This is a genomic window from Cypionkella sinensis, from assembly GCF_042646385.1.
Classification (GTDB): Bacteria; Pseudomonadota; Alphaproteobacteria; order Rhodobacterales; family Rhodobacteraceae; genus Cypionkella; species Cypionkella sinensis.
The window spans coordinates 660,997-678,138 of sequence record NZ_JBHRTO010000001.1; the positions used below are offsets into that span (position 1 = coordinate 660,997).

A 17,142-nucleotide genomic window follows, 5' to 3' on the forward strand; every position below is an offset into this window, starting at 1 on the left:
CCAACAGGGATGACGCTATGCTGATTCTGGAATGCCCCTATTGCGGCGTCAAAGCCGAGGAAACCGAATTGACGCCGGGCTATGAGGCGCATCTCAAGCGCTTTGGCCCCGGTTCTTCGGATGAGGAATTTGAGGCCTACATGTTTGCCCGCAAGAACCCCAAGGGCGTGCATTTCGAACGTTGGCGCCACGCCTATGGCTGCGGCAAATGGTTTTTGGCCGCGCGTGACACCAACACGCTGGAGGTGTTCGGCACCTATCCCGCACAATCGTCGGCACCGCCCGCCGACCTGCAAGACAAGATCAAGGCCAAACGGCCGGACTGGAAGGGCTACAAATGAGCACCCGGCTTTCAAAAGGTGGGCGGTTGATCGACCGCTCGGCCCCGCAGGAATTTTCGTTCAACGGCAAGAAGTTGCGCGGGCTGGCAGGGGATACTCTTGCGGCGGCGTTGCTCGCCAATGATCAGATGCTGCTGGGCCGCAGCTTCAAATATCACCGTCCGCGCGGGATTGTGGCGGCAGGACCGGAAGAGCCGAACGCGATTGTTGGTCTGGGCCGCGATGGCCGGTTTGAACCCAACCAGCGTGTCACCACGACCGAGTTGTTCGACGGGCTGGAATCCGCCAGTCAGAACCACTGGCCCAGTCTGGAATTCGACGTGGGCGTGATCAACAACACGCTGGCGCGGTTCCTGCCGGGTGGGTTCTACTATAAAACCTTTATGTGGCCGCGTGCGGCGTGGAAACATCTGTTCGAGCCGATCATTCGCCGCTCGGCTGGTTTGGGCAAAGCCCCGACGGCGCGTGACGCGGATCGCTACGAATACACCTACAGCTTCTGCGATGTGTTGATCCTCGGCGGCGGCATTGCGGGCCTGCAAGCGGCTTTGGTCGCGGGGGCTTCGGGTGCGCGCGTCATGCTGCTGGAGCAATCCGCGCATTGGGGCGGTCGTGCGCCTGTCGATGGTGACGTGATCGAAGGCAAACCGGCTGAGGTCTGGATTAACTCAGCTGTGCAAATCCTTGGCGCGCTTGACAATGTCTCGATGCGGCTGCGCACGATGGGGTCGGGGGTTTACGACCACGGCTATGTGCTGGCGGAAGAAAAGGTCGCTGATACCACACCTGGTGACGGGCGTCCGAAAAAGCGGCTGTGGCGTATTCGCGCCAAGCAGATCGTCACCGCAACCGGGGCGATTGAGCGGCCTTTGTCGTTCGCAGGCAATGATATTCCCGGCGTAATGCTGGCGGGGTCGGTGCGCGATTTCGTGGTGAATTATGCGGTTTCTCCCGGTGATCGCACCGTAGTTGTCACCAACAACGACGATGCCTACCGCACCGCGATCGCGCTGGTTCAGGCGGGGCTGTCGGTGCCGTGCATCCTGGATGCGCGGGCCTCGGTGACGGGCGATCTGCCCGCCCGCGCGCGCGCCATGGGCATCCGGGTTGAGGCCGGTAAGGCCATCGCCAAGGTCAAGGGCGGCAAGCGGGTGACGGGTGTGTCGATCTGCGCGCAAGCGGGCCAAGGCGCTGTTCTGGAAGAAATTTCCTGTGACGCTGTAGCGATGTCGGGCGGCTGGTCGCCGGTGGTTCACCTGTGGAGCCATTGCGGCGGCAAGCTGATCTGGGATACCACCCACGCGCATTTCCGCCCCGATGCGGCGCGTCCGCCGACGGGCGCGGATGGTCTGGCGATGGTGGTGCCGGTCGGCAATGCCAATGGCAAGATGACGGCGGCTGATGCGCTGGTTTGCGCGGCCAAAGGCGGTGCTGCTGCAGCAGAGGCGGCGGGCTTCAAGGCCGAGGCGAAGGCGGCTGTAGCCGATGCAACACCCGAGGCTGCGATGGAAGCGGTCTGGATCATGCCACAGGGTGCTGGCCCGGCGCTCAAGGCCAAGATGTGGCTGGATTATCAGAACGATGTGAAAGTCTCGGACGTGCAGCTTGCTGCGCGTGAGGGTTATACCTCGGTCGAACATACCAAGCGCTACACCACTTTGGGCATGGCGACGGATCAGGGTAAGCTGAGCAATATCAACGGACTGGCCGTGCTTGCTGATGCTTTGCATGAAGAAATCCCCCAAGTCGGCACCACCACCTTCCGCCCGCCTTATGCGCCGGTAACGCTGGGTGCCTTGGCCGGCGAATCTCGTGGTGAGATCTTCCAACCTTTGCGCAATACGCCGATGCATGTCTGGCACGAAAAGAACCACGCGTATTTCGAACCTGTCGGCCTGTGGCGCCGCCCCTACACCTTCCCGCGCCCGGGTGAGAACCACGAGCAAGCGGTGCATCGTGAGGTGATAAATACGCGGACCAATCTGGGCCTGCTGGATGCCTCGACCCTTGGCAAGATCATCGTCAAAGGGCCGGATGCGGGCAAGTTCCTCGACATGCTCTACACTGGTGTGATGTCCACTTTGCCGGTCGGCAAATGCCGCTACGGTCTGATGTGCAACGAGCAGGGCTTCCTGTCCGACGACGGCGTTGTGGCGCGGATTGATGAGGATACCTGGCTTTGCCACACCACTTCGGGCGGTGCGGATCGCATCCACGCCTGGATGGAAGATTGGCTGCAATGCGAGTGGTGGGATTGGCAGGTCTACACCGCCAACGTCACCGAACAACTGGCGCAAGTGGCAGTCGTTGGCCCTAACGCGCGCAAAGTGTTGGAAAAACTGGGCGGGATGGATGTTTCCAAAGAAACCCTGCCGTTCATGCAATGGGCCGATGGCACCTTGGGTGGCTTTCCTGCACGGGTGTACAGGATCAGCTTCTCGGGTGAGCTTTCCTACGAAGTCGCGGTTCCGGCCAGCATGGGCATGGCGTTCTGGGAAGCGTTGCACGCCGCAGGGGCCGAGTTCGGCGCGATGCCTTATGGCACCGAAGCCCTGCACATCATGCGGGCCGAAAAGGGCTTTATCATGATCGGCGACGAAAGTGATGGCACGATCATCCCGCAGGATTTGAACCTTGGCTGGGCGATCTCGAAGAAAAAGGCCGATTATCTGGGCAAACGCGGGCAGGAACGCACCTTCCTCGCCTCGCCAGACCGCTGGAAGTTGGCAGGGTTTGAAACGCTTGACGGCTCGGTCATTCAGGACGGCGCTTATATTCCGGCTGCGGGCAAGAATGCCAACGGGCAGGGCAATACGCAGGGCCGCGTCACCTCGACCTATCATTCGCCGACCCTGAAGAAGGGCATTGCGATGGGGTTGATCAAGGGCGGCTTGGATCGCATTGGCGATGTGGTGGAGTTTACCACGATCACCGGCGGCACCGTGAAGGCCAAGGTTGTTGATCCGGTGTTCTATGACAAAGACGGGGAGAAGAATAATGTCTAATGCTGTCAGCGCTTTGGGTCATGCTTCTTTTGACGGCTTTGCAAAGGTGCGCGAAATCGGCCCGCTGGGGATGATTTCCCTGCGCGCCAAGCCGGATGTGCCGGGGCTTGCCGACGCGATCATGGCCGCCGTCGGAACGTCAGTTCCAGCCATGCGCCAGATTGAGACCGCGGGCGAGCGTGCGGCAGGTTGGATGAGCCCGGACGAATATCTGCTGATCCTGCCCTACGGTGAGACAGACGCGGCGCTGGCAAAGATTGCCTCCGTGCTGAAGGGTCAGCACCATCTGGCCGTGACGCTTTCGGATGCCCGCGCGGTGTTCCGCATTGAAGGCGCCAAGGCAGATCAGGTCTTGTCCAAGCTTTCACCGGTCGATTTCGCCACGTTGGGGCCGAAAGAATTGCGCCGCACGCGCGCGGCTCAGGTCGCGGCGGCGTTCTGGCGCGATGGCGACGGTTTCAGTCTGGTCTGCTTCCGCTCGGTTGCAGCCTATGTGATGGGGTTGCTGAGCCATTCGGCAATGCCGGGCAGCGCGCTGGACTAAGGCGCACGCATCAGATTCTTTTTTATTTTGACGTGATCATTCTTGCTGGCGGAGATTTGCTCCGCTAGCTTTTAATCAGACATGGTCAGAATGGGAAATGATGCTTAAAATTGGTTTGGCGGTTGCCGCCGGGATGTGTGTTGCGTCGTCTTTGAATGCCGCAGTTTTGGATTGCACGTATAAGACGAATGAAAAGTCTTTTATCACTGATCGTTACATATTCGCCTACGAAGCAGGCGATCCGGCGGCGGCTGTGATTGATGGTTACATCAAATACAAGGCTGGCAAGCCGCTGGATGCCAAGCTTGAAACAAGAGGCGATAAGCTGGTGTTCAGTTGGAAAATACCTGTCAAGGACATGTATAACAACATCGCCACGATGTATTATCGCAATATTATCGATCCCAAAACCATGACGGCGAAAATGACCGCGATGGCTGCGGGCGTGCCGGGCGAGGCGATCAACTTCACGGCTTCGGGTAAATGTGAAGTGATCGATGAGAAAACCGGCAAGACCAAAAAATCTAAAACCAAGTAGTATGTCTTTGGCACGTTAAGCGTCAGGTGTTTCGGCCGTTAGATAGGGAATGCGGATATGAAGTCGTTTGTTGAAGGTTGTTTGGTTGCGATTGCTTTGGCCGTAGCCGCCAGTGCTGCCGATGCAAAGCCGGTGGTCTATGATTGCAAACCCGAGGCGGGGCGCTCGGATTCGGTGATCCAGCCGGAATATGTGATCTCGTATGATCGCGCGACAGGTGAGGTTCTGGTCAACGATCCGATCATCATGGATACCGTCGGCAAGCCGATTGCGGGCAAGCTGCAATCGGAAAGCGATGTGCGTGTGGTCTTCGACTGGCAGTTGAAATCGCTGAAGGGGCCCTCCAACACGACCTCATGGAAATATCGTGCCCGCGTGTTCGCTGATGGCCGTTTGTCCCTGACCGTCGTGCCTGTCGGCTATGACAACGAGTTCTCGAGCGAAGGGCGCTGCACCCGCAGCAAGTGAGCGTCGGCAGCCATTGCGCGGGAATAAGTAAAGAAGTCGGGAAATCCCGCGCTGGCCCTTGACCTTGCCGCCGCAAAGCCACTTATAGAGGGCAATGCACATCTGAACAGGAGTATATCCGATGGCTTTCACGCTTCCCGATCTTCCCTATGCTCATGACGCTTTGGCAAGCCTTGGCATGTCGAAAGAGACGTTGGAATTCCACCACGATCTGCACCACAAGGCCTATGTCGACAACGGCAACAAGCTGATTGCGGGCACCGAGTGGGAGTCCAAATCGCTGGAAGACATCGTGAAGGGCACCTATCAGGCTGGCGCCGTGGCACAGAACGGCATCTTCAACAACGCCAGCCAGCACTGGAACCACAACCTGTTCTGGGAAGTGATGGGGCCTGCCGGCAAAGCCATGCCAGGCAATCTGGAAAAGGCGCTGGTTGAGGCGTTCGGCTCGGTCGCCAAGTTCAAGGAAGATTTCGCGGCGGCTGGTGCTGGTCAGTTCGGCTCGGGCTGGGCCTGGCTGGTGAAAGACAAGGACGGCAGCCTGAAAGTCACCAAGACCGAAAACGGCGTCAACCCGCTGTGCTTTGGCCAAACTGCACTGCTGGGCTGCGATGTGTGGGAGCATTCCTACTACATCGACTTCCGCAACAAGCGCCCGGCATATCTGAGCAACTTCCTCGAAAAGCTGGTCAACTGGGAAGCGGTTGCAGCCAAGCTGTAAATGATCTCCCGCAGGGGATTTCTGAAAGGCCTGCTGGGGGGAACCTTAGCAGGCTTTTTCTTGGGCGCTTATGGCGTGTCAGAGGCCGCCGCGCGGTTGCGGGTGCAAAACTGGGCGGTGCAGCCCGCGGGTTGGCGGCGGGGGCAGCGCCTGCGGATCGTGATGGTTGCCGATCTGCACGCCACCGGCTTTGGCATGAACGAACAGCGCATCGCGCATATCGTCGAGATGGCCAACGCCCAAGGCGGCGATCTGATTGCACTGATGGGCGATTACCGCGCCTCGCATCGGTTTCAGACTCGCCATGTGCCGATAGAAGTGACAGCCCCCATTCTGGCGGACTTGCGCGCGCCGCTCGGCGTCTATGCCGTGATGGGCAATCATGACTGGTGGGACGATCCCGCCGCCATCGCGCGCCGCGCCGGGCCGTGCCACAGCCAGACCGTGCTTGAGGCCGCAGGCATCCCGGTGCTGGCCAATCGGGCGGTGAAGCTGGGGGCAGGGGATACCGCGTTCTGGTTGGGCGGCACCGACAGCCAATCGTGTTTTCAGCGCGAAAACCGCCGCGACATTGTGGGCATGTCTGACGTGCTGGGCGTGGTGGCACAGATGAGCGATGATGATCCTGCGATCTTGCTGGCACACGAACCTGATCAGTTTGTGAGCGTACCTGACCGGGTGGCGTTGACGCTGTCGGGGCATACGCATGGCGGGCAAATTCGCTTTGGGTCTTGGGCGCCGGTGGTGCCATCGCGCTTTGGTCAGCGCTTTGACTACGGCCACTTCCGCGAAGGCACGCGCGATCTGGTGGTGTCTGGCGGGCTTGGCTGTTCGGGTCTGCCGATCCGCTTCGGGGTGCCGCCCGAGATCACCGTGGTTGATCTGGCATGACCGAGGCGCGCAAGGGCGTTTTGGCGGTGGTGCTGGCCTGCCTGATCTGGGGTGGTGGACCTGCCTATTACAAGCATCTGTCGCAGGTGGCAGCCCCCGAGATGCTGGCGCATCGCACGCTGTGGACGCTGCTGATCTTTGGCGGCGTGCTGGTGGCACAGCGCCGCTTGGGCGCGGTGGTGGCGCTGTTGCGCGGGCCGCAGCGCGGGCGGGTGCTGGCGGCGACGCTGCTGATTTCGGTGAATTGGTTCATCTTCATCTGGGCGGTGCAAAGCGGTCACGCGGTTGAGGCGAGCCTGGGCTATTACATCTTCCCACTGGTGGCGGTGCTGATCGGTTTTGCGGCCTTTGGGGAACGGTTGGCGCTGCCGCAGGCTTTGGCGGTGGGGCTGGCTGCGCTGGGTGTGGCTTTGCTGACCCATGGATTGGGCGTGGCACCGTTGATTGCGCTGTCACTGGCCGCAACTTTTGCCAGCTATTCGGCGCTGAAACGCGGGGTGCAGGCCTCGCCCATTGTGTCGGTGACGGCAGAGGTGGCGCTGATGGCGCCGTTCGCGCTGGCCTATCTGACCTATGCCGAGGCGGGTTTGGCCGGGCCATCTGCGGGCTGGTTTGGCCGCGATCTGGGCATCAGCCTATGGCTGCCGTGGACCGGGTTGATCACTGGCTTGCCGCTGATGCTGTTCAGCTATGCCGCGCGCCGGGTGTCGATGGCGACGCTGGGGCTGGTGCAATTCCTGAACCCGACACTGCAGTTTCTGACAGCCGTGCTGGTGTTCCTCGAGCCGTTCTCGCGCTGGCACATGCTGGCCTTCGGGTTGATCTGGCTGGCGTTGGGCGTCTATTCAGCGGCGTCCTGGCGTCAGGACAAAGCGCTGCGCAGGGCTTCGGTCAGCGTGGCCACATCCGGCGCGGCGGTGAAATAGCTTTTCACCGAGGCATCAGCGAAGCCTTCGGCGATGATGTGATCGAGCAGGGCGATCAGCGGGTTCCAGTAGCCTTCCGAGTTCAACAGGAAGATCGGTTTCCGGTGCAGGCCGATCTGCGCCCAGGTCAGCACCTCGAAAAACTCGTCCAGACTGCCCGCGCCACCCGGCAGCACCACGATGGCATCCGAGTTCATGAACATCACCTTCTTGCGCTCGTGCATATCCTCGGTGATCACCAGTTGCGACAGATCGCGCTTGCCGCGCTCGGCCGACATCAGATGCGTCGGGATGACGCCAAAGGTCGGCGCACCGGCAGATTGCGCGCTGCGGGCAACTTCACCCATCAGCCCGACATCGCCCGCGCCATAAACCAGCCGCCAGCCCTGCGCCGCAATCGCCGCCCCCATCGCCTGCGCAGCGCTGGTGTGGGCGGGGTTGTGGCCCGCGCGCGCGCCACAGAAGACACAGATCGACAACAGAGCACGGGCCATGGGCATATCTATCCGAAAATTGTTGCTTTAACGCCTGATATAGCGGTTCCATGACGAAAGAAAGAAGGGCCGGGAACAGGTCTTGATCGGGGGGAAGCGATGGCTGGATGGAATGGCATGAGCGCGTCTGCACGCGGCGTGGTGCTGGCAGGGGGCGCGGCAGTTCTGGCGGTGCTTGGATATTTCGGCTTTGCACGCGGGCCAGAACCGGCAGCACCCGTGTTGGATCAGTCGGCAGTGTCGGCGCAGGGACCCGTTGCAACGCCGTCAGCGCAACTAGCAACCGCAGCAGACGCCCCTACCAGTGTCGCCGGATCAGACGCAGCGGCAACCGCCCCTGTGGCCGAGGCTGCGCCTGCGACGGCCAGTGACGATTCGGCGGCAACAGCCTCCTCTGCTCCGGCGCAGGCCGCGGCGATCCTGCCGCGCTTTGATGTGGCACGGGTGGCCCCGGATGGGGCGGCGACGGTGGCGGGGGCTGCGGCTCCGGGGGCGACGGTGTCTTTGCTGGTGGATGGTGTCGCAGTGGCAACGGCTGTGGCCGACAAGCAGGGCAAATTTGCCGCGCTGTTTGACCTGCCCGCCAGTGCAGCAGCCCAAGTGCTGACCTTGCAGGCCGTGGGGGCGGATGGCGTTGCGGTCACGGGTGCCGAAAAAATCGCGCTTGCCCCCATCGCGGGTGATCCTGCGGTGGAAGTTGCGACAGCGGCAGATGCGGCAGAGCCCGCATTGCAGGCCCCGGCAGCGGTGTTGATCGCGCCTGAAGGCGTGAAAGTGTTGCAGCCCGGTGCGGAAGAACCTGTAGAACTCTCCGAAAATGTCGTCGTCGATACCATCAGCTACGCCCCCGATGGCGCGGTGATGCTAGGCGGGCGCGCCAGTGCCGGGGCGGCTTTGCGGATCTATCTGGACGGCGCTGCGATTGCAGATATTGCGGCGGGGCCGGATGGGGCTTGGGCGACAACGCTGAAAGACGTGGCGGCGGGCATTTACACGTTGCGGGTCGATCAATTGGCCGAGGACGGCACCGTCACCTCGCGCTTTGAAACCCCGTTTAAGCGCGAAACGCTCGAGGCACTTGCGGCGGCAACGACCTCGACATCTGGCGCGCCCGATGCGACAGCCTCTGCCTCAGATACCACCGCACCCGCCACGGCAGCGCCTGCACCGCTTGCCGCGGAAAATCCCGCGCCGGACACCGCCGCATCCGCCGCTGAAGCAGATGTAGCCGCATCACCCGCGCCAGCGCCGTCAAATGTAAGCGGCGCAGAAGCCACAGCACCGGCGGACGCGCCCGCGCCACAACCCGCCACAGCCACCGATCCAGCACCAACACAAAGCACCACCGCCCCAGCCGAAGCTGCGCCTGCACCAATACAAAGCGCCAGCGCCGCGCCACCGGCCCCTGTCTCGGTGACAGTGCAGCCCGGCTATACCCTTTGGGGCATCGCGCAGCAGAATTTCGGCGAGGGTGTGATGTATGTGCAGGTGTTCGAGGCCAACAAGGCCAAGATCAAAGACCCGAACCTGATCTATCCGGGGCAGGTGTTCACAATTCCGGTGCTGCCTTAGCTGGGGATATCACCGGTGCCGTCACACTCGGGTTGTGACGGCAGCAGGCCATCACCTCGGGGTGTTCCATGCAGCAATCGTTCAACAGAAAGCGGATCGTCGCCCCCATCCCGGCGGCATCCACCGAATAGAACACGTTGCGCGCCAGCTTGCGTGACCGGATCAGCCCCGCTTGTTCCAGCGCCGCCAGATGAAACGACAGCCGCGACGACGAAAGCCCCAAAGCGCGGCTGATCTCACCCGCCGCCAATCCCTGATCGCCCAAAGGCATCAGCACGCGCATCAGATCCAGCCTTGCTTCATTTGCAAGCGCGGATAGGGCAGCAAGGGCTTCGGATTTCTCCACGTTTCAACTGCTCATGAATCATTGAACTATCTTGGTGTAGTGGATATGTGGGGTGCGGTAAAGCGGGTGCGGCCTTTTGGCCCCTGCGTTGAGGGACCAAATAATGCGCAAAGCAACCAAGGTAGCGACCGCTGCGGGAGCCACCATTCCGGCAGATGACACCGACGGCCATGCGGGCGGTTGGGCGACGATGAAGCGGGTGGCCCCGTATCTGTGGCCAAAGGGCGAAGGCTGGGTCAAGCGGCGGGTGGTGGCATCGCTGCTGTTCCTGCTGCTGGCCAAGCTGGTGTCGATCACCATGCCCTACTTGTACAAACGTGCGGTTGACGCTTTGGTCGGCACCGCCCCCGATGCAGCCGGGATGCTGGGCTTGGGCGCGGTTGGTCTGACAGTGGCTTATGGTCTGGCGCGCTTTGGCTCGGTTGCCTTCGGCGAATTCCGCGATTGGGTGTTTGTGCGGGTGGGGCAGCGGGCCTTGCGCAAGCTGGCGCTGGAAACTTTCACCCATATTCACCGCCTGTCGATGCGCTATCACATCACCCGCAAGACCGGCGGCCTCAGCCGGGTGATCGAACGCGGGGTGAAGGGCGTCGATTTCCTGTTGCGCTTCATGCTGCTTTCCATCGGCCCGCTGATTTTGGAACTCTCGTTGGTCTCCATCATCTTCGCGCTCTATTTCGGCTGGACCTATGCGGTGGTCGTGGTGGTGACGATCGTGATTTACGTTGTCTACACCTTCAAAGTCACCGAATGGCGGGTGCAAATTCGTCGCCAGATGAACGATCAGGACACCGATGCCAACCAGAAGGCCATCGACAGCCTGTTGAACTTTGAAACCGTGAAATACTTCAACGCCGAAAGCCGCGAGGCCGAGCGTTATGACCGCGCCATGGCCGCCTACGAAGGCTTTGCGGTGCGCACCGGGCAAAGCCTGTCGGTGCTGAACATGGGCCAAAGCTTCATCATCACCACCGGCCTTATTCTGGTGATGGTGATGAGCGCTTACGGCGTGCAGGCAGGCCAGTTTACCGTCGGCGATTTCGTGATGGTCAACGCTTATATGGTGCAGATCACGATGCCCTTGGGTTTTCTCGGCACGGTATACCGCGAGATACGGCAAGCCTTGGTCGATATGGCGGCGATGTTCCATCTGCTGGGCCAGCCCGAGGAAGTCACCGACAAACCCGGTGCGCAGGCCTTGCAGGTGCGCGGCGGCGAGGTGACGTTTGACGATGTGCGCTTTGCCTATGATCCGGCGCGCCCGATCTTGCAGGGCATCAGCTTCACGCTGAAACCGGGCCAGCGCTATGCACTGGTTGGGCCGTCGGGGTCTGGCAAATCCACCATCGGGCGGCTGCTGTTCCGGTTTTATGATGTCACCGGCGGCAGCATCCGCATTGATGGGCAGGACGTGCGGGATGTGACGCAAACCAGCCTGCATGGCCTGATCGGCGTGGTGCCGCAGGATACGGTCTTGTTCAACGATACCGTGCATTACAACATCGCATACGGTCGTGCAGGTGCCACCGAAGCCGAGATCATCGCCGCGGCTAAGGCTGCCAAGATCCATGATTTCATCATGTCCTTGCCGGATGGCTATCAGACTACGGTGGGCGAGCGCGGGTTGAAACTGTCGGGCGGTGAAAAGCAGCGCGTCGGCATTGCGCGCACCTTGCTGAAAAACCCGCCGATTCTGGTGCTGGACGAGGCGACCTCGGCGCTGGACACCCAGACCGAGCAGAGCATTCAGGAAAGCTTGCGTGAGATGGGGCAGGGCCGTTCCGTGATCACCATCGCGCACCGGCTTTCGACGATTGCCGATGCCGATTGCATTCTGGTGCTAGAGGCGGGCGTGGTCACGGAACGCGGCACGCATGAGGAACTTTTGGCGCGCGACGGCAAATACGCCGCGATGTGGGCGCGGCAATCAGCGGACGAAGAAGCAGCCGAGGCCGCGTAACGCTTTACCGATCTCGGTTTTCGGGGCAGGATGGAGTCATTCTCAGGATTGATTTCATGCTGCCCCGATTGCTTTTGATCCTTTGCCTTCTGCTGCCCGTGCAGGCCATGGCCGAACGGCGGGTGGCGCTTGTGCTGGCGGCGCAAGATTACAAACACCTGCGCAAGCTGGATAATCCGGTCAATGATGCGGTGGCGGTGGAAGGCTTGCTGGCAGAGCTTGGCTTTGAAGTCACGGTGGAAACCAACCGAGACCTGAAACGGATGCGCCGCGCGCTGGATGATTTTCGCGAGGATGGCGCGGGCGCGGATGTGGCCTTGCTGTTCTACGCAGGCCACGGGGTCGAGATTGCCGGGGTGAACTACCTGCTGCCGGTTGATGCGCAGGCAGGCTCGGCGGATGCGGTGGCGGCCAGCGCCTTGCCCTTGGCCGAGGTGCAGGCGGCGATGGCCGCAGTCGCCCCCGTGGGCATCGTGCTGCTGGATGCCTGCCGCGAAGACCCTTGGGGCGGTGGTGGCACGGGGCAGGGCCGCTCGGCTGTGGCGCTGAACGATGCCGTCGATCAGCCAAAGCCCGGTTTGGGCCGGGTGGGCCGCGCCGATGGCGTGCTGTTCGCGTTCTCGGCAGCCCCCGGTGAGGTCGCCGCGGATGGCGATGGCCAAGACAGCCCCTTCACCGAGGCGTTGCTGCGCCACTTTGCAACGCCGGGGGTCGAGGTGCGCACCGCGCTGACGCTGGTGCAGCAGGACGTTTATGACCGCAGCCGGGGCAAGCAACTGCCCTATATCGAAAGCGGTCTGCCCAAACTGTTCTTTGCCGCCCAAGTGGGTGAATTGGGTGAGCGGGATCGCCTTCTGGTCGCCATGGCGGGCCTGCCGCCCGCCCTGCGCGCCGAGGTCGAGGCTTTGGCGCGCGAGAAAGACATGCCGCTTGCGCCCCTCTACGGTGCGCTGATGTCCGCAGATCTCGCCGGAAAGGACAAATCCGCGCGGGCGCAGGCTTTGGTGCAATCGGCCGAATCCTTCCTGCGGTTTCGCGCGCAGGTGCAGCTTTTGTCCGCCGATGATCCGAAAATCGCGCAGTTTCGCGCCGAGGCCGAACAGGCGCTGGATCTGGGCGCGTTTGATCTGGCGCGCGCAGCACTCGATAAGGCCGCGAAACTGGATGCCGAGGCCCGCGATGCCCTGCGCGACAACTACCGCGCCCGCACCCTGTCCGAGGCGCAGACCCATGCGCTCGCGGCCTCGGCGGCGACGGCGGATTTGCGCTATGATCTGGCGATGGCCGATCTGACCAAGGCGCTGGCACTTTACGCCGAACTCGAGGGGCCCGCACTGGCGCGTGCCGACCGTGAGGCTTACAGCAATCTGCTGTGGGATCAGGGCGATCTGCTGCGCAACACCGGCAACACCGGCCTGGCATTGCGCAGCTATCGTGCATGGGAAACTGTGGCAGCCGCGCGCGTGACCGAAGCCCCGCGGGATATGGATTATCTGCGCAACTGGGCGGTGGCCCGGGTGAATATCGGCGACATGCTGTTGTTGCAGGGCGATCTTCCGGGGGCAGAGGTGGCGTTTCGTGCGGCGCTAGAGGTTGCGCAAAAGCTGGCCGTCCGCCGCGATGCACCGTTGAAATGGCGGCATGACGTGTTTGTGGCGCAATCGAAACTCGGCGATGTGGCGCAGTTGCGCGGTGATGTGCCAGCGGCTTTGACGCAACAGGAAGCCGCTTTGGCCGTGTTGCGGCAGTTGCTGGCGGAATTTCCCGACCGCGATGATGTGCAGCGCGATCTGGGGTTGGCGCTGGACCGGGTCGGCGATCTGCGCAAGCTGGCAGGCGATCCGCGCGGCGCGCTGGTGGTCTATAATGAGGCCATGGCGCTGCGGCAGGCCCTGATCGCACGGCTGCCCGATCAAGACGGACTGCGCGACGATCTGGCTACCAGCCTGGACAAGATTGGCGATGTGTTCTTGTCGCTGAACGATCCGAAAGCGGCACTGCTGCGCTTCAAGGCCGAAGTCGCGATGCTGGAGAAACTGGTGGCAAAAGACCCCGGTCAGACCCGTTGGCAGAACGATCTGGGCATGGGCTATCTCAAGTCAGGTGATGCCCATGCCGCGCTGGGTGCCCCTGCCGAGGCGCAGGCGTTTTATGCCAAAGCATTGGAATTGCGCGAGAAGCTGGCCAAGATCGACCCCGGCAACACCGATTGGCAGCGCAGCGTTGCGCTGACCCAGTCGCGTTTGGGCAGGCTTGCCTTCAAGGCACAGGACTTTGCCGAGGCCACGCGGCGCTTTACCGCCGCCGAGGCGATCTCGCGCGCACTTGCGGCGGGCAACCCGGCCAATGCCAGCCGTCAGCAGGATTGGGCCGCCGATCTCGACAGTCTGGGCGATGTCGCGTTGATGCAGGGCGATCCGGTGCGGGCACAGGATCTCGCGCAGCAAAGCTACGCCATCGCCAGCAGTCTGGTGGCGCGCGACCCCGCCAATGTGGAAAATCAGCTTGGCTTTGTGGCCAGTCTGGTGCGGGTGGCGATTTATCAGGACGATCCCAAACAGTTTCAGCGCAAGGCCTTGGCGATCCTGAAGGATCTGCAGTCCAAAGGTCAGCTTGATCCAGAACGCGCGCGCTGGATCGGCATTATCGAAGACCAGCTTCAGAAACCCTGATCAGCCCTCGCGCACCAGCACGACCTCGCCCAACCCCACAGCCCGCGTGCCCTGCACGTTTGCCACCACCACGCCATCCATGCTGATCACCGACACCCCGGCCGAATAGGTCACGTTGACCACGGGCGGGATTTCCACGCCATTGGCGTCAAAATGCGGCGCATAATGCAGTTCCAGCTGATCGGTCTGGAAAGTGTAGTCGGTGATCGTCGCGGCTGCGGTGCCATCCGCCCATTGATGTTCAATCTCGAACCGATCCGCGCCCGCGCCGCCCGTGGCGGTGTCGCCGTGGCCAAGGATCAGCGTATCATTGCCATCGCCACCCGAAAGCGTGTCAGCCCCATCGTTGGCGGTCAGGCTGGACTCAGACGCATGGGTGTCGGAATAGCCCGACAGCGTATCATCGCCACCGCCGCCCAGCAGACTGTCGGCACCGGCCCCGCCCGACATCAGATCATTGCCGGAATCGCCCGCCATCCGGTCTGCACCATCGCCGCCGTGCAGCGTGTCCAAGCCATCGCCGCCGCGGATCGTATCGGCCCCGGCGCCACCGTCGATGCTGTCATCACCGGCATGGCCCAACACCGAATCATTGCCGTCGCCCATCGTCGCGTGATCGTTGCCAGCCCCCAGATCGGCATAATCCGAACCCGTCGAGCCTGTCAGATGATCCGCGCCATCCTCGAGATGCCAAGCGGTCGGATCGCTGCCGCCGGTCAGGCTGTCATCGCCCGCCGTGCCATGCACATCATCCGTGTAATTGCCCGCCACGAATTGCGGATCGGTGGTGGTATCAGGCACCAGCACGATATCGTTCAGGCTGAATTCGCTGACGCCATCCAGTTGGGCCACAATCGCGCCATCCATGCGAATCTCGGTGCTGCCATCGGGCGTATGGGTCAGCGTCATTACCGGCGGCACTTCGATCGAAGAGCTTGACGAATAATGCGGGATATAGCTGATGTGCAGTGCATCCTGCTCGGCGTTGTAATCGGTGATATGGGCAATGCCGGTGCCGTCGTTCCAGCGAGTGTCCAGGTTGAAGATGTCGTTGCCCGCACCGCCCTGACCGATATCGCCATGGCCCAGCACCAGCAAATCATTGCCGTCACCGCCAACCAACTGGTCGCTGCCCTCGGCCCCATTCATGCCGCCCGCACCCGCGGCCCCGCTGACAAAGCCTGACAGCGTATCATCGCCCGCGCCGCCGTTCAGCACATCGCCGCCCAAGCCGCCCCAAAGCGCGTCATTGCCATCACCGCCCGCAAGGCCGTCATCGCCCAGATTGCCTTCGAGCTGGTCATTGCCCGTGCCGCCATAAAGCGAATCCGCACCGACCCCGCCCGCAAGGCTGTCATTGCCCGCACCACCCAAGGCTATATCATTGCCCGAGCCCATCACGGCATGGTCATCGCCATCGCCCATATTTGCATAGTCGCTGCCCGACGAGGCCGTCAGATCATCGTTGCCGTCATGCAGAAACCACGCCTGATTGTCGGAATCGGCGGTGACGGTATCGTTGCCGTCGGTGCCCTCATGTGAATGGGCATAGTTCTGCGCATTATACAGCGGATCATCCTGCGATGCAGAGTCGTCGCTGTTATCGTCAGACCCACCCAGACCCACATTCAGGCCCAAAGCGCCCAGAAACAGGAAAAGATTGGCTAGGATTGCAGGTTCCATCGGGCAACTCGGGCAAGAGAGACAGGTTTGCGCAACATTTCATGCAAATATGTTAACAATTCGTCCTAAAGGCGGCGCTTTGTCAGATAATTGTCGCCGATGATACGCGCAGCACTTGTTCACGTGCGGGGCATATCCTGTTGCGGGGCTTGGCAAGTTGCGGGCTTTGCCTGTAAGACAGGGGCCAAGTGACCCCGCATCAGACGGCGGGGCCAAGCATGATCCGGGGCGCGCAATGGCCTTGGTGCGAAAGAGAGGCCGGCGTGAGCAATCCAGACAGCTTTATCAGCGAGGTCACAGAAGAGGTCCGTCGCGACAGGCTTTATGCGATGTTCCGCAAATATGGCTGGATCGGCGTGCTGGTCGTGGTCGGTGTCGTCGGCGGTGCTGCCTATACCGAATGGACCAAGGCGCGTGACGCCGCACGGGCGCAAAGCTTTGGCGATGCGATGCTGGATGCCGTCGATCTGGGCGCACCGGAAGACCGCGCGCAGGCCATGGCGGCAATCCCGGCGGATGGCGGGCAGGTCGCGCTGAAAGATCTGATGCTGGCAACTGACGCGGGCAGTGACAAGGCCGCAGCACTGGCAGCCCTGGATAAGCTGATCGCCGATCAGACCCAGCCGCAGGTTTACCGTGATCTCGCCAGCTTGCGCCGGGTGATGCTGGTGGGCAAGGATCAGCCTATCGCAGACCGCCGTGCAGCACTCGAGGCGATTGCCGTGCCGGGGCGGGCGTTTCGCACGCTTGCGGCAGAGCAACTGGCCTATCTGCTGATTGAAGACGGCAAGAAAGACGAAGCGATTGCCGCCCTTGCGGCGCTGATGCAGGATCAAGAGGCTCCGGGTGGCTTGCGCCAGCGCGCGTCCCAGATGATCACGGCTTTGGGCGGCACGCCGCCCGAGCCGAGTGCTGCGGCTGAACCAAGCGCAGATGCGGGCTGAACCGCCGTTGCGGCGTGAAGGAAGGAATGTGGGGGTG

Annotated in this window: 15 protein-coding genes; 12 read left to right on the forward strand and 3 right to left on the reverse strand. The window is 61.9% G+C overall.

Annotation, left to right across the window (positions count from 1 at the left end; translation table 11 throughout):
- The first annotated feature begins 17 nt into the window (after positions 1 to 17).
- The 8 genes from ACFOGH_RS03300 (at position 18) to rarD (ending at position 7,434) form a co-directional block, all read left to right on the forward strand.
- Positions 18 to 341 carry a sarcosine oxidase subunit delta gene (locus tag ACFOGH_RS03300; protein WP_380071631.1) on the forward strand — a complete coding sequence of 108 codons (324 nt, stop codon included), beginning with the start codon at positions 18 to 20 and terminating at the stop codon, positions 339 to 341.
- A complete protein-coding gene (locus tag ACFOGH_RS03305) occupies positions 338 to 3,346 on the forward strand; it encodes a sarcosine oxidase subunit alpha family protein (RefSeq protein WP_380071632.1) in 3,009 nt (1,002 codons plus the stop codon). The genes ACFOGH_RS03300 and ACFOGH_RS03305 overlap by 4 nt, the downstream gene beginning before the upstream one ends.
- Complete coding sequence (locus ACFOGH_RS03310) at positions 3,339 to 3,890, forward strand: sarcosine oxidase subunit gamma (RefSeq protein WP_380071633.1); 552 nt, start codon at positions 3,339 to 3,341, stop codon at positions 3,888 to 3,890. The genes ACFOGH_RS03305 and ACFOGH_RS03310 overlap by 8 nt, the downstream gene beginning before the upstream one ends.
- A gap of 97 nt (positions 3,891 to 3,987) precedes the next feature.
- Complete coding sequence (locus tag ACFOGH_RS03315; protein ID WP_380071634.1) at positions 3,988 to 4,428, forward strand: hypothetical protein; 441 nt, start codon at positions 3,988 to 3,990, stop codon at positions 4,426 to 4,428.
- A 57-nt stretch (positions 4,429 to 4,485) separates the two neighbouring features.
- Positions 4,486 to 4,896, forward strand: a complete 411-nt coding sequence (locus tag ACFOGH_RS03320) for a hypothetical protein (protein WP_380071635.1) — start codon at positions 4,486 to 4,488, stop codon at positions 4,894 to 4,896.
- 121 nt (positions 4,897 to 5,017) lie between these two features.
- Entirely contained in the window at positions 5,018 to 5,617 is a 600-nt protein-coding gene (locus tag ACFOGH_RS03325) for a superoxide dismutase (RefSeq protein WP_380071636.1), read from the forward strand.
- Positions 5,618 to 6,508, forward strand: a complete 891-nt coding sequence (locus ACFOGH_RS03330) for a metallophosphoesterase (protein WP_380071637.1) — start codon at positions 5,618 to 5,620, stop codon at positions 6,506 to 6,508.
- On the forward strand, positions 6,505 to 7,434 hold the full coding sequence (gene rarD / locus ACFOGH_RS03335) for an EamA family transporter RarD (RefSeq protein WP_380071638.1): 930 nt from the start codon (positions 6,505 to 6,507) through the stop codon (positions 7,432 to 7,434). Before ACFOGH_RS03330 ends, rarD begins: the two co-directional genes overlap by 4 nt.
- Here the strand turns inward: rarD and ACFOGH_RS03340 are convergent.
- On the reverse strand, positions 7,371 to 7,934 hold the full coding sequence (locus ACFOGH_RS03340; RefSeq protein ID WP_380071639.1) for an LOG family protein: 564 nt from the start codon (positions 7,932 to 7,934) through the stop codon (positions 7,371 to 7,373). The two genes, rarD and ACFOGH_RS03340, sit on opposite strands and share 64 nt — an antisense overlap.
- Positions 7,935 to 8,045: 111 nt before the next feature.
- On the opposite strand from ACFOGH_RS03340, the gene ACFOGH_RS03345 reads away from it, so the two are divergent.
- The gene (locus tag ACFOGH_RS03345; protein WP_380071640.1) at positions 8,046 to 9,500 is read left to right on the forward strand and encodes a LysM peptidoglycan-binding domain-containing protein; all 1,455 of its coding nucleotides are present in this window, start codon (positions 8,046 to 8,048) and stop codon (positions 9,498 to 9,500) included.
- Here the strand turns inward: ACFOGH_RS03345 and ACFOGH_RS03350 are convergent.
- Positions 9,478 to 9,846 carry an ArsR/SmtB family transcription factor gene (locus tag ACFOGH_RS03350; RefSeq protein ID WP_380071641.1) on the reverse strand — a complete coding sequence of 123 codons (369 nt, stop codon included), beginning with the start codon at positions 9,844 to 9,846 and terminating at the stop codon, positions 9,478 to 9,480. The genes ACFOGH_RS03345 and ACFOGH_RS03350 overlap by 23 nt on opposite strands.
- A gap of 190 nt (positions 9,847 to 10,036) precedes the next feature.
- Between ACFOGH_RS03350 and ACFOGH_RS03355 the strand changes: the two genes are divergently transcribed.
- Together ACFOGH_RS03355 and ACFOGH_RS03360 are read left to right on the forward strand one after the other, a co-directional pair.
- On the forward strand, positions 10,037 to 11,806 hold the full coding sequence (locus ACFOGH_RS03355) for an ABCB family ABC transporter ATP-binding protein/permease (RefSeq protein WP_380073960.1): 1,770 nt from the start codon (positions 10,037 to 10,039) through the stop codon (positions 11,804 to 11,806).
- 56 nt (positions 11,807 to 11,862) lie between these two features.
- A complete protein-coding gene (locus ACFOGH_RS03360; protein WP_380071642.1) occupies positions 11,863 to 14,478 on the forward strand; it encodes a caspase family protein in 2,616 nt (871 codons plus the stop codon).
- Here the strand turns inward: ACFOGH_RS03360 and ACFOGH_RS03365 are convergent, their stop codons facing one another.
- Complete coding sequence (locus tag ACFOGH_RS03365; protein ID WP_380071643.1) at positions 14,479 to 16,161, reverse strand: calcium-binding protein; 1,683 nt, start codon at positions 16,159 to 16,161, stop codon at positions 14,479 to 14,481.
- 263 nt (positions 16,162 to 16,424) lie between these two features.
- Between ACFOGH_RS03365 and ACFOGH_RS03370 the strand changes: the two genes are divergently transcribed.
- Positions 16,425 to 17,105 (forward strand): hypothetical protein, encoded by a 681-nt coding sequence (locus ACFOGH_RS03370; protein ID WP_380071644.1) that lies wholly within the window; start codon positions 16,425 to 16,427, stop codon positions 17,103 to 17,105.
- Positions 17,106 to 17,142: the final 37 nt, after the last annotated feature.

What these genes read in the sequence shown, in the direction of transcription:
- ACFOGH_RS03300 (WP_380071631.1), top strand. Translation starts at nt 18, where the DNA reads ATGCTGATTCTGGAATGCCCCTATTGCGGCGTCAAAGCCGAGGAAACC.
- ACFOGH_RS03305 (WP_380071632.1), top strand. Translation starts at nt 338, where the DNA reads ATGAGCACCCGGCTTTCAAAAGGTGGGCGGTTGATCGACCGCTCGGCC.
- ACFOGH_RS03310 (WP_380071633.1), top strand. Translation starts at nt 3,339, where the DNA reads ATGTCTAATGCTGTCAGCGCTTTGGGTCATGCTTCTTTTGACGGCTTT.
- ACFOGH_RS03315 (WP_380071634.1), top strand. Translation starts at nt 3,988, where the DNA reads ATGATGCTTAAAATTGGTTTGGCGGTTGCCGCCGGGATGTGTGTTGCG.
- ACFOGH_RS03320 (WP_380071635.1), top strand. Translation starts at nt 4,486, where the DNA reads ATGAAGTCGTTTGTTGAAGGTTGTTTGGTTGCGATTGCTTTGGCCGTA.
- ACFOGH_RS03325 (WP_380071636.1), top strand. Translation starts at nt 5,018, where the DNA reads ATGGCTTTCACGCTTCCCGATCTTCCCTATGCTCATGACGCTTTGGCA.
- ACFOGH_RS03330 (WP_380071637.1), top strand. Translation starts at nt 5,618, where the DNA reads ATGATCTCCCGCAGGGGATTTCTGAAAGGCCTGCTGGGGGGAACCTTA.
- rarD (WP_380071638.1), top strand. Translation starts at nt 6,505, where the DNA reads ATGACCGAGGCGCGCAAGGGCGTTTTGGCGGTGGTGCTGGCCTGCCTG.
- ACFOGH_RS03340 (WP_380071639.1), bottom strand. Translation starts at nt 7,934, where the DNA reads ATGCCCATGGCCCGTGCTCTGTTGTCGATCTGTGTCTTCTGTGGCGCG.
- ACFOGH_RS03345 (WP_380071640.1), top strand. Translation starts at nt 8,046, where the DNA reads ATGAGCGCGTCTGCACGCGGCGTGGTGCTGGCAGGGGGCGCGGCAGTT.
- ACFOGH_RS03355 (WP_380073960.1), top strand. Translation starts at nt 10,037, where the DNA reads ATGAAGCGGGTGGCCCCGTATCTGTGGCCAAAGGGCGAAGGCTGGGTC.
- ACFOGH_RS03360 (WP_380071642.1), top strand. Translation starts at nt 11,863, where the DNA reads ATGCTGCCCCGATTGCTTTTGATCCTTTGCCTTCTGCTGCCCGTGCAG.
- ACFOGH_RS03365 (WP_380071643.1), bottom strand. Translation starts at nt 16,161, where the DNA reads ATGGAACCTGCAATCCTAGCCAATCTTTTCCTGTTTCTGGGCGCTTTG.